Source organism: Spirochaetales bacterium (genome assembly GCA_016930085.1).
Lineage (GTDB): Bacteria > Spirochaetota > Spirochaetia > SZUA-6 > JAFGRV01 > JAFGHO01.
Genome location: JAFGHO010000124.1, coordinates 74,470 through 86,128, shown reverse-complemented (window position 1 = coordinate 86,128; position 11,659 = coordinate 74,470). Strand labels below are relative to the sequence as shown.

The 11,659-nt window shown below is 51.4% G+C and carries 11 protein-coding genes; 8 read left to right on the top strand and 3 right to left on the bottom strand.

The window, feature by feature from the left end; all coding sequences use genetic code 11:
- Positions 1-950: 950 nt before the first annotated feature.
- Positions 951-2,117, bottom strand: coding sequence for an ATP-binding protein (locus JW881_20865; GenBank protein ID MBN1699974.1), 1,167 nt, complete (start codon positions 2,115-2,117; stop codon positions 951-953).
- 331 nt (positions 2,118-2,448) lie between these two features.
- Between JW881_20865 and JW881_20860 the strand changes: the two genes are divergently transcribed.
- Entirely contained in the window at positions 2,449-3,252 is an 804-nt protein-coding gene (locus JW881_20860; GenBank protein ID MBN1699973.1) for a TatD family hydrolase, read from the top strand.
- Positions 3,249-3,989 carry a tRNA threonylcarbamoyladenosine dehydratase gene (locus tag JW881_20855; protein MBN1699972.1) on the top strand — a complete coding sequence of 247 codons (741 nt, stop codon included), beginning with the start codon at positions 3,249-3,251 and terminating at the stop codon, positions 3,987-3,989. The genes JW881_20860 and JW881_20855 overlap by 4 nt, the downstream gene beginning before the upstream one ends.
- Here the strand turns inward: JW881_20855 and JW881_20850 are convergent.
- Positions 3,980-4,522, bottom strand: a complete 543-nt coding sequence (locus JW881_20850; protein MBN1699971.1) for an outer membrane beta-barrel protein — start codon at positions 4,520-4,522, stop codon at positions 3,980-3,982. The two genes, JW881_20855 and JW881_20850, sit on opposite strands and share 10 nt — an antisense overlap.
- A 111-nt stretch (positions 4,523-4,633) precedes the next feature.
- On the opposite strand from JW881_20850, the gene JW881_20845 reads away from it, so the two are divergent.
- Positions 4,634-5,245, top strand: coding sequence for a hypothetical protein (locus JW881_20845; GenBank protein ID MBN1699970.1), 612 nt, complete (start codon positions 4,634-4,636; stop codon positions 5,243-5,245).
- 126 nt (positions 5,246-5,371) lie between these two features.
- Positions 5,372-7,075: an RNA polymerase sigma factor gene (locus tag JW881_20840; protein MBN1699969.1), complete on the top strand. Its 1,704-nt coding sequence runs from the start codon at positions 5,372-5,374 to the stop codon at positions 7,073-7,075.
- A gap of 126 nt (positions 7,076-7,201) precedes the next feature.
- On the opposite strand, the gene JW881_20835 is transcribed toward JW881_20840, so the two are convergent.
- Positions 7,202-7,744 (bottom strand): hypothetical protein, encoded by a 543-nt coding sequence (locus JW881_20835; GenBank protein MBN1699968.1) that lies wholly within the window; start codon positions 7,742-7,744, stop codon positions 7,202-7,204.
- 228 nt (positions 7,745-7,972) lie between these two features.
- On the opposite strand from JW881_20835, the gene JW881_20830 reads away from it, so the two are divergent.
- The 4 genes from JW881_20830 (at position 7,973) to JW881_20815 (ending at position 11,628) form a co-directional block, all read left to right on the top strand.
- Positions 7,973-8,398, top strand: coding sequence for a response regulator (locus JW881_20830; GenBank protein MBN1699967.1), 426 nt, complete (start codon positions 7,973-7,975; stop codon positions 8,396-8,398).
- A 77-nt stretch (positions 8,399-8,475) separates the two neighbouring features.
- Positions 8,476-9,150, top strand: a complete 675-nt coding sequence (locus JW881_20825; protein ID MBN1699966.1) for a redox-sensing transcriptional repressor Rex — start codon at positions 8,476-8,478, stop codon at positions 9,148-9,150.
- A 2-nt stretch (positions 9,151-9,152) separates the two neighbouring features.
- Positions 9,153-9,632, top strand: a complete 480-nt coding sequence (gene nuoE, locus JW881_20820) for an NADH-quinone oxidoreductase subunit NuoE (GenBank protein MBN1699965.1) — start codon at positions 9,153-9,155, stop codon at positions 9,630-9,632.
- Entirely contained in the window at positions 9,625-11,628 is a 2,004-nt protein-coding gene (locus JW881_20815) for a 4Fe-4S binding protein (protein MBN1699964.1), read from the top strand. Before nuoE ends, JW881_20815 begins: the two co-directional genes overlap by 8 nt.
- The last annotated feature ends 31 nt before the right edge of the window (positions 11,629-11,659 follow it).

Here is an 11,659-nt window from a genome sequence, read left to right as displayed (position 1 = left end):
TACCGCTTTCCCGCCAGTTGGTTATTCGTGACTTCCATATTTCGGCTTTGGTTACATTTTTCCGGTTCATTCTTTTACCTCCTGCTTCCTTGTCGGCAGAAGCGTGCCGGTTCAGGTGACGGGTTGAAATTGACGGTTACTTTTAACCAGCCGTTTGACTTTATATCCCGCAATTGGAATCTATAACCAGGGTACCTGCCCGCAGTGCATTCAAGCGCGCTGTCGGCGGTTTATATTCCCGTAAAAAAACATGAAATGGAATATATTTTTATCCGGTAATCCGGCGGCAGGCTGACCGTTACCGGAAAATCCCTGAATTGCAGAAAAAAAGTTACCACCATTATGATACTACCTGACCACTTATATATTTTATATTTAATTTAACAGAAATCAAAAAGAGCATAATATAAAACAGTTATAGTTTCAAGTATGAAAAAAAACCAAATCCGGAAAATCCGCGTCATCCGATGTCAATTCCCTCTTCATTGCATTACCGGCCGCACCGCACTTTCAACTAAATCTCCGCCGCATCCCCGCACTCCACCGTCAATAAAAATACATTTACCCTAAAAGCAGCTTTGTTATATATTTAAATAACAGGAGAAAGATAATGTCGGATTCCATAAAAAAATCGATGTGTCCGGCCTCCATGTGACGGCCCGGCAGGAACTCCATGATTTTTATCTGTTTTTACTGCAGAAATATTCAAAAAAGAAACAGACACCATTGAAAACGATACGGATATATTTCCCAAAAAAGTGCATCATTTCACCCCTCTGGATCGTGAAGACTCTTTTTATTTCATGTATTAATAATTCCGATATTTGATATTCATTCAAATAAATTTCTCTGTGCGCTTCGTGAACTCCGTGAGAAATTTTCCTAATGAACATCCGGATAGAAATCTCATGATTTTCGCCGAATCCGCGTCATCCGATATCAATGTACTTTTACCACCCGCTACTCTCCAGAAAATGAAACGGGGAACCGACCGTGACTCCTCTTTCGATGGTGTACATCTCCTTCACGGGGGCGATGATCCATGACCAGGAAGGAGAAAGATCGTCGAGGGCGTTCCAGAACCCCTTTGATGGAGCGGGAGACGTCGAAAGCTTGCACTCGATCGCGATAATCCCGTTCGCCCCTGCGAGGACCAGGTCGACTTCGGCGCCCGCTGCGGTCCGGTAGAAAAAGGGCTTCCGGTTCCTTATGCCGGAAAGGATGTTCTCTATGGCAAAGGCCTCCCATGACGGGCCGCAGACCGGGTTGCCGAGAAGCTCGTTAAACGACGCGATTGAAAGCAGGGCGTGGAGGATCCCCGTATCCCGGATATACACTTTCGGCGATTTCACGAGTCTTTTTTTGACATTTATCTCATAAGGCAGGAGGATCCTTATCATGAACGCATGCTCGAGAAGATCGATGTACGAACGGACGGTGTGTCCGCTTACGCCCAGCGACGCACCCAGTTTCGAGCTGTTTAAAAGCTGACCCGTAACATGGGCGCACATGGTCAGAAACCGGTCCATTTTTCTGCCTGTTATATTGAAACCCAATCCGGGGATATCCCTTTCGAGAAATGTCCTTATAAAATCCTGCCGCCATTCGAAGCTTTCTTCGCTCGATTGCGCGAGCCAGCTTCTGGGGAATCCACCCTTGAGCCACAGGCCCCTGATTGTATCGATTTTCTCGGGTTCGGCCAGTTCTTCGATGTAAAAAGGCGTAAGTTCGATAAAAGAAATGCGCCCCGCCAATGATTCTGAGCTTTGCTTTAGCAGTTCCGGCGATGCCGATCCGAGAATAAGCAACTGGCCGTTCCGGTTTCGTTCATCAAGGATACTCCTCAATAAGGGGAACAGATCGGGCCGCCTTTGGATTTCATCGAGACAGACGAGTTTATCCTTATTGACGGAAAAAAAAGCCTCGGGATCGCGCAGCTTGTTGACATCTGACGGTTTTTCCAGATCGAGATACAAAGCGTCCGTGTATTCTTTCAGAATATGACGGGCGAGTGTGGACTTGCCGCATTGCCGTGGCCCGATAATGGCGGCGGCCGGATTGTTGGCTAATTTCCGTGTGATAAGTTTCGTGGCCGCCCGTTCAACATAACCTTGCATATTGGAAGTCTAACTTCAAATTTGCGAGGTGTCAAGTAATATGTCCGCAAAATCCGCGTCATCCGCTGCTTCTCCTTTGTCATTAATCCGCTTTTCTCACGTACAGTTACCCAAAAAGGTTTATTGTTTATTATACAGGCAAATGTCAAAATAGTTGAAAATCAGGTTGATTTCTGAGAAAAGCGGTAAAACCCGGTGTCATAACAACAATATAATGTATTAGAGATAGATGCAAGACTCAATGATAAAATCAATATTACTTGTGAGATATCCGGGTTAACCGTCTTTACCAACCGCCCCACAACCGTGTATAACTTGAGAAGGCATCACCATGAAACTCTTCGACGCGCACTGCCACCTTCACGACGAACGCCTCGCACCGGACCTCGATGCGGTCATGGAACGCGCCGCCGCGGCCGGTGTGTGCGGCTTCCTTTCGTGCGGCACGGAACCGTCGGACTGGGGGGCCGTGTGTGATGTGGCGGAACGGTACCCGGACGTCGTGCCCGCTTTCGGACTGCACCCGTGGTATCTCGACCGCGCCGGTGAGGGCTGGACGGACCTCCTTGAAACATACCTTGCCGAAACCCCCTCGATCGTGGGTGAAATCGGACTCGATACGGCGATAAAGGACTATGACGCGGAACGGCAGGAAGCGGCGTTCGTTGCGCAGCTCGCCATCGCCCGGAAGATAGGGCTTCCCGCGGTCGTTCACTGCAGAAAGGCGTGGCACAGGCTCGTTCCCATTTTAAACCGCCACTGGAGCGGGGGGGATCCCTTTGTGATCCATTCCTTTTCCGGTACGGCGCAGCTCGTCGACGGACTCGCTGAAATGGGGGCGTTTTTTTCCTTTTCCGGAAGTCTGACCAGGAGACGGAACAAGCGGGCGCATGAGGCCGCAAAGGCGGTTCCTCCCGAACGACTGCTTATCGAGACCGACGCACCGGACATACCGCCCGTGATTGGTCATACGATCGATTACGAAACTCCGAACGAACCCTCAGCGGTCCGTCTCGTGTGTGCGGCCGTCGCCGAATTGCGCGGGGCGGCGGAAGAAGACATCGCGGCGCTCACGTGGGAGAACGCGTGCCGGTTCCTCGATAAGGTGATAAGCGCGCGGGGGTTCGTGAAATGACACACAGCGGGCGGTTCGTACGCGCGGAAATGCTTTTGGGCAAGGAAGGAATGAAAGCGCTTCATGACGCCTGCGTGACGGTCGTCGGTCTGGGCGCGGTCGGTTCGTACGCGGTCGAGGCACTCGCGCGGCTCGGTGTGGGTCGTCTGCTCCTCGTCGATTTCGACGTCATAAGGCCGTCGAACATCAACAGGCAGCTTTACGCGCTGGAATCGACCGTGGGCAGAAAAAAGACATCGTGTGCGAGGGAACGCGTTTTGGACATCAATCCGCGTATCACCGTGGAAACCTTCGAGGTGTTTTCACACACGGAAACGATCGGTCTTCTCCTCGAACACCGGCCCGATGCCCTCCTCGACGCGATCGACGGCCTCTCGCCCAAAGCGACCCTTCTCGCGGCCTGCGTTGAAAGGGGTATACCGGTCGTCTCTTCGATGGGCGCCGCATGCCGGACCGACCCCTCCCTCATTCGCACCGGCGACATCTCGGAGACGGCGGTCTGCCCCCTCGCGCTGCGAATAAGGAAACGGCTCAAAAAACCGGGTATTCATTCGGGTATCAGGTGCGTGTATTCGACCGAACGTCCGGCTACATGCGGCGCTTCAGGCGTTCCTGAAGAAACCGGCGGCTGCGAACGGGGCAGAAAACGCACGCCCCTCGGAAGCCTTTCGTATATCACCGGTATATTCGGTCTGCTTGCGGCATACGAAATTCACCGGCTGATCGCTCAGAAATAAATGAGCATACCCACCTGAGCGTTCGGGCCGACCCCAAGGGTAATGTTCGTAACCGGATCTTCCATGTACGCGATAAGATCGTATTCCGCGTACATCGATACGGTTTTAAAGACATTCATTTCAACCCCGAACATCCCGCCGAAGTAGATGCCTGTTTCCGTATCCATGTCCGTCACCATTTCCATCGTCACGCCGACAAGCCCGCCCGCGTAGGGGGAAAGCGCCTTCGGGGCGAAATGGTACTCCAGCGCCCCCGATATCCCGAAGTTTGTCGTCGATATCTCAAATTCCGAATTTGCCGTGTGATCGAGATGTACCAGGGCGCGCACCGCGAACGCGTCGCCGAACCACATCTTCAATCCCGCGCCCGGTTGAATTCCGTCATTGTAGTTGTCGACATCGACAACCAGGCTTTGCAGGTTGAAAATCAGGGCCATGTCGATCCCGAATGTTCCCTTTTTTGATTCGGCCGAAAAAACATTCGCAGCCAGGAAGACCAGGAAAACCGCCGTTATCTTTACCGCGTTTTTCATATACACTCCTTATCATGTGATTTTGTCGAATCATAGCAGATACCGGTCATTTGTCAATATGAGAGAAGGCACCTCCTTGACATACCGGCTTTATCTGTCATAATGCTTATCATGCCGAAGACGATACCGCTTTCCGCTTTTCTTTTTCCCTTTCTCTGTTTTTACGTATTCGGAAACACGGCAGGGGCGGGGATCGGTTTTGATATTATTTCCATGCGATGTACGTCCGCAGATCGTGAGGCCGAGGTGTTTTACGCAGGCACGGGAATCTATATCCTCTCTTTAACCGGGCAACCCTTCGGGTTCCTCGTGAACATGAATATGGCGTTTCTCACGATCCATGCTTCCGTCGACGGCTCCGGGATCGATCCGGACGGCTACCGGTATATGATCTCGGCTGATACGATATTTCCGGGATTCGGAGTCGAACTGCCCCCCGGCGGTACCCTGACAATAATTTTCGGTATCGGAATCCATTCATTGATCATGCTCTCCTCAGAAAAAGAATACTCGGAACAAAGCTTCGATCTGATGAGGATATTGCTGGGTACAGGCGGTGTTGTTTCGCTTCATTTCGCGATATCTCACTCCGTTCGGGTCATGTGTTCGTGTCACTTCGCATATGACTTTTTCGATATATTCAATCCGGCATCTGCGCCGGGCGGCCTCGATGCCGGAATCGGCATCGGCCTTTCGATCGAATACGATGCCGTTTTCCACTGATCACGGACTCCCGTACCCGGTTCTTTTTCCGGCGGTCATACGACAATTGTCCCGTACTATTAATCAACCTTTGCTCCCTGAAGCGGGGCTTTAGGTAAAGAAGGCGATAATGCAGGAGCCTTAGAAATGGAGAAACGGATGAAGGAATGGATCACCTGTGTCCGAAAGGCCCGCCGGGGAGACCTGGATGCCTTTGATACGCTGGTCGTCCGATTCAGGGATATGGCGGTCGGTTACGCCTATTCACTGCTCAAGGATTTTCATCGCGCGGAAGACGCGGCACAGGAAGCCTTTATACGCGCCTATCGAGACATCGGAATGTTGAAAGAACCGTGCGCCTTCCCCTCATGGCTGAGGAAAATCGTATTCAAGTATTGCGACAGAATCAGCCGCCGGAAGGAACACCATACCATCCCGATCGACAATGCCGGTGAACAGCCGGACTACTCCGAAACACCGGTCCAAAAAGTGATGAGAGAAGAAACGGAAAAATCGGTCCTCTCATGCGTCGAAAACCTTCCTGAAAATGAAAGGGAAGTGACCACGCTGTTTTACATCAACGGGTATTCCATGGCCGAAGTCGGGACTTTTCTCGATCTTCCGGTGAGTACCGTAAAAAGCCGCCTGCATTCCGCCAGAAAAAAAATCAGGCAAAGGATGGTGACTATGGTAAAAGACACACTGAAAAAACACGCGCCGGATGAGGGGTTCAATTCACGGATACGAAGCGTGCTGGAGAATGTCCCCCTCGTCAATTTCGAACTTCACAGGACAAAGGGAAAAGACGGCATCCCCCGGTGCCCGGAAACCGTTCCTTTTCCTTCCTGCGTCCGCGCGTACCTGGAATATCTCGATCAGGGAGAGCCGCCTTCGATCATCGAGTCGCACAACAGAAAATGGCGGCTCGACAACAGCTACCTTACGGCATTGTGCGCATCCGGGGCCGCATTCAAACTCAACTGGCGCCCGGGCTGGCATATGGACAACCCCCTTATTTCCCACATCTCAGACGATCCCCTGGAACCCCACAAGCGCACGCTCGATGTCATGGGAATCCCCTGCGAAATCGTGCTGAACGACGGAACGAACAAAGTCCTTTTCACCGAAAAAATCAGGGAAAGTATCCGTAAAAACAAACGTCCCGTTATCGCCCAGGGAGTGGTCGGACCGCCCGAAGAATGTCTTGTCACCGGATTCGATAAAAACGGGGAAATACTTCTGGGCTGGAGTTTTTTCCAGGGATCAAAAGAGTTTCTCGACGAGGTCGAGTTCGAGCCGAACGGATATTTTCGAAAAAGGAATTGGTATGAGAACACGGGGGTTCTCTTTGTTCCCGGAGACCGGAATACAAAAAAAAGCCCGGTGGAATCATACAAGCGGATACTTTTATGGGCGGTCGAAGTGATGGAACGGCCCACGGGCGGGCCGGGTATTCCGAACGGTCTTGCAGCCTACCGGGCATGGATCGATACTATTGCCGATGACGAAGCGTTTTCCGGTAAAACGGTAAAGGAACTCCAATACCGGTATATAATCCATCACAGCGCGGTGGGGCTGCTTGCGGAATGCCGGTGGTACGCCCATCTCTTTCTCGATAATATTTCGGAAGTCACCGGGAAATACGAACCGCTTAAGGAAGCCGCATCCTGTTTCAACACAGTCCACACAATCATGTGGGAGATATGGGGAGCAGTCGGCGGGCCGGGTGTGGCACCCGCAAAGGCGAAACGTTTTGCCGGGCCTGATGTTCGAAAACAGGTAGCCGGTCTTCTCGAAAAGGCGCGTGAAATGGACGTAAAAGCACTCGACGCCATGAAAGCGTCCTTATAACGGCACTATCTCCTCCGCAGTACCTGCGGGGGTATTGATTATACCGCCGCTTGATGGAAGGCCGGTATTGACGGAAACTTCGACAGCGGAACCCCGGATTGACCGGTTACGAGAGCGGCGGCGATGCTATCGAAAAATCCATCCCGCCTTTTTATGGAGGTCGTTGACAATATATTCGACTTGCTTCCGGTTTTTTTTCTCTTCCTCATAACCCGCTTTTTTGAGGTACGCCTCCTTTCCGAATGACACTCCGACCGTATATGAACCGAAATAGACAACTTCATTGCTTTTCACCGTAAAAACGGGATTGCCTTCTTCAGAGAAGCGTATTTCTCTCTCTTCATCAAGTACGGCCGAATCAAGACAATATGAGACGGCCGGTATATTTGCGTAAAAACAGAACCCGTCTTTCACATAGTCCGGCCGCACGATCTCTCCGGTCGCGAGGTTTTTTAAAAGCAGTCCGTCGAGTTCTCCTTTATAAAAAGTCACACCGAGTCCGAAGGAAGTTTCTCCGGAGGTGGATGCTGAAAACAGAATATTTATCGCCGGATTGTCGATCCTGACCTTGAGAACACCCATCGAGGAATAATCGTTACCCTTTTCCGGCAGGGTGGAACACGAGAGACAGACTACCGCCGTCATTATAGACACAAAAACATATTTCATCACCATCTTCCCTCCCTTCCGCTTATACAATTGTCGTACTTTGTCCAATGTAACACAGGTTCGGGCTTTTTTTGAAATTTTTCCAAAAATGACGGAGAAATAGGTGAATTTTGTATATAAATATGTTGACAACCGGTTTGTGATCATATATATTCATAGTATACTGTGAATTATTTCACAGTGTGATTTTTTTCACATTTATATATGTGATGAAAAGGAGATCTAATTATGGCAAAAATTCTTATCATCGACGACGATGTCGACATCCATGACAGTGTCGGCACTATATTAAAATCAAACGGGCATGAGGTATGGACGGCGATCAATGGAACGGAAGGGCTTTCGACGGCAGAGAAAATACGACCGGACCTTATCATCCTCGATGTCATGATGCAGACGGGGATGGAAGGCTTCAATGTCTCGTACAGTCTCAGGAAAAACGAGGTATTGAAACATGTCCCGATTCTCATGCTTACCTCCATACATCAAAAAACCGATTTCCGTTTCAATCCGGACAAAGACGGCGAGTTCCTGCCGGTCGATGATTTTGTTGAAAAACCGATTTCTCCGGGACAATTGACGGAAAAAACGACAAGACTTCTCAATCTCGGAAAAGAAGCGATCAACCTCGGGGGAAGGAAACGTATCATGTAGGAACCGGGAAGGCGTCCCCCTCCAATGAATACCGGCGGGCGGCAGCATAAGGGAATACGATAGAAAGAGGAGTACTCATGAAAAGCACCGACATTCCGATCAAAACAATCGAACGATTGAGTCTTTACAGGCGGATACTGCGGGAACTTCTTGAAAAAGGAGAAGAATACATTTTTTCATATCGTCTCGCCGTTCTCGCAGATAAAAAGGCATCGCAGGTAAGGCGCGATTTTATGGTCCTCAATCAGTTCGCGAGCCCTCAAAAGGGGTACGCGGTCCGTGAACTGATCGAATGCATCAGCGGATTGCTCGATTCGGGAGAAAAACTGAAAATGGCGATTGTCGGTATCGGGAATATGGGCAGGGCGTTCATCAATTACTTCAAGGGCCGGGGAAAAAACCTTGAAATTACAGCCGGCTTTGATAATGACGACAGAAAAAATAATCGTGTTATCAATGGCTGCCGGATCTATCCGGTCGAGAAGATGAAGGAAATATTGCGGAAAGAAAAGATCAGAATCGGGATCATTACCGTACCGGAAGACCGGGCGCAAAATATCGCGGAAGAACTCATACAATCGGGAATAAAGGCCATCGTGAATGTCGCCCCGGTCCCCATTAAAAGTCCGGCAGACGTTCATATCGAGAATCTGGATTTAACGAGTGTTTTCGAAAAGACCGCATATTTCGCCAAAATAAGTACCGACTCCCCTGAAAAAGACGGGGGCGTCGAACACGGAAGGGATATATAACCATGAAGAAGAGTAAAACCACAGAAGAAGCCGCGGTTGCGGCCGGCCGGCCACAGCGGGACAGCCTTATCTCGATGCTTCAGGAAGCCCAGGATAAAGAGGGATATCTTTCCAGGGAGGATATCATCGCGATAAGCAGGCAACTGGGGCTTCCGGCAAGTAAAGTATATGGAGTGGCGACGTTTTACAATCAGTTTCGTATGCACCCCCCGGGGAAATATCATATTCAGATTTGCAGGGGAACCGCCTGTCACATAAAGGGCTCCAACGCCCTTCTCGCGCGGCTCATTCGGGAACTCCGTATACAACCCGGAGAAACGACGAAGGACGGCCTTTTCAGCCTTGAAGTGGTCGCGTGTATCGGGGCCTGCGGCCTCGCACCGGTCATGGTCGTCGGAGGTACCTATTATTCCCACCTCACACCGGACGGGGCGGCCGATATCGTCCGCGTATACAGGAAAGGAGCAAAAGAACGTGGATAACAACATCCGGCATACATGGCTCGACACACTCGAACACCTGCCAGAAGCGCTTCATTGTGATTTCATCACGAGACTCGCCGCCTCATGCGGCATCACGTTTCCCGGAGGGGCTTCCGTAAAGCGTGAAATGGACGGTTATTTCAATTCTCTTCTCAGAAACGACACGAACAAACCCATTGTCTATATCGGGATGGGAACCTGCGGACTGGCGGCCGGCGCAGGCGACACATATTCCGCCGTCAAAGAATATATCGAAAGCAAACATATCGCCGCCGACGTGATCCCTGTCGGGTGCATCGGCCTCTGCTGCGCGGAACCCCTTATGGATGTGCAGTTGCCGGGAAAAACGAGGGTCAGTTTCCGCAACGCTATCGGAAAAAAGGCGGCCGCACTTCTCGCTTCCATGCTCGACGACGGAAAGGTCCCGCGGGCTGACGTACTCGGACAGTTTTCACATACTCAGTCGATGCTTTGGGAGGATATTCCGCTGCTCGCCGAACATCCCTTTTTCAGCCCCCAGAAACGCGTCGTTCTCTCCAATTGCGGTATCATCAATCCCCTCTCAATTTCGGAATATATTGCCCGCGGGGGATACGCGGCGTTACTCAAGGCCATCCACAAAAATACCCCCGATGACATCTGTAGTATCATGACCGCGAGCGGCCTGAGGGGTCGCGGCGGCGGAGGGTTTCCTACCGGTAAGAAATGGAGGGCCGCCCTTGACCGGAACTCACCGGTAAAATATTTCGTCTGTAATGCCGATGAGGGTGACCCCGGCGCGTTCATGGACCGCGCACTTTGTGAAAGCGATCCTCACAGGCTTCTCGAAGGCCTTGCCGTCGGTGCATACGCGACCGGGGCACAGACGGCATACATTTATATCAGGGCGGAATACCCCCTGGCAATTAGACACCTCACAAAAGCGATCGGTGAGATGCGGGCGTTCGGATTTCTCGGGGACAATATCTGGGACAGCGGCTTCAACCTGGATATCGTGATAAAAAAAGGGGCCGGCGCCTTTGTGTGCGGCGAAGAAACCTCCCTCATCAACAGCATAGAGGGGAAACGGGGAATGCCGAGGCCGAGGCCCCCGTATCCCCCGGAAAAAGGATTGCATGAAAGACCAACCGTGATCAATAACGTCGAGACACTCGCCAATATTTCATCCATCGTCGTCATGGGGGCGGACTGGTTTACATCATTCGGCACCAAAGAGAGTCCCGGGACAAAAGTATTCGCGCTTTCCGGGAAGGTCGTCCGGACCGGTCTTGTCGAAGTGAGCATCGGCACCAGCATGCGAGACATCGTCTACGCTATCGGCGGCGGAATCCCCGACAATAAGCGCTGCAAGGCGGTACAGATCGGGGGGCCAAGCGGCGGCTGCGTCCCTGAACATCTTTTCAATATAGAGATCGATTACCATACCCTTCCCGAAGTGGGTGCGATGATGGGGTCAGGCGGTCTTGTCGTGATGGATGAAGACAACTGCATGGTCGATGTCGCCCGCTTTTTCATGGATTTCATAACGCGTGAAAGCTGCGGAAAATGCATTCCGTGCAGGGAGGGAACAAAACGGATTTTATCCATATTAAACAGTATTATTCGTCCCCGTAAATCGGAACAGGATACCGACGCGCTTTCACGTTTCCGGGACGTACTCGATCTCGTCCCCCTTGCCGGGGTAATAAAAGCGACCAGCCTCTGCGGGCTGGGGCAAAGCGCGCCCAACCCCGTACTGAGTACGATTCGCTGGTTCAGGGAAGAATACGAGGCGCATGTCTTCGAAAGGACCTGCCCCGCGGGCGTATGCACGGACCTGCTTACTTACTCGATCGATCCGGACACATGCATCGGATGCACGGCCTGTCTGGTAAAATGCCCTGAAAACGCGATCATGGGCCGGAAAGGAACGCCCCATTATATCGTTCCCGACAAATGCTCGGGCTGTGGGACGTGCAGGGATATATGCAGAAAAGGCGCGGTCGTCGTCCGTTAGCCGAAACAACAATGAAACAGGAGAAAACAAG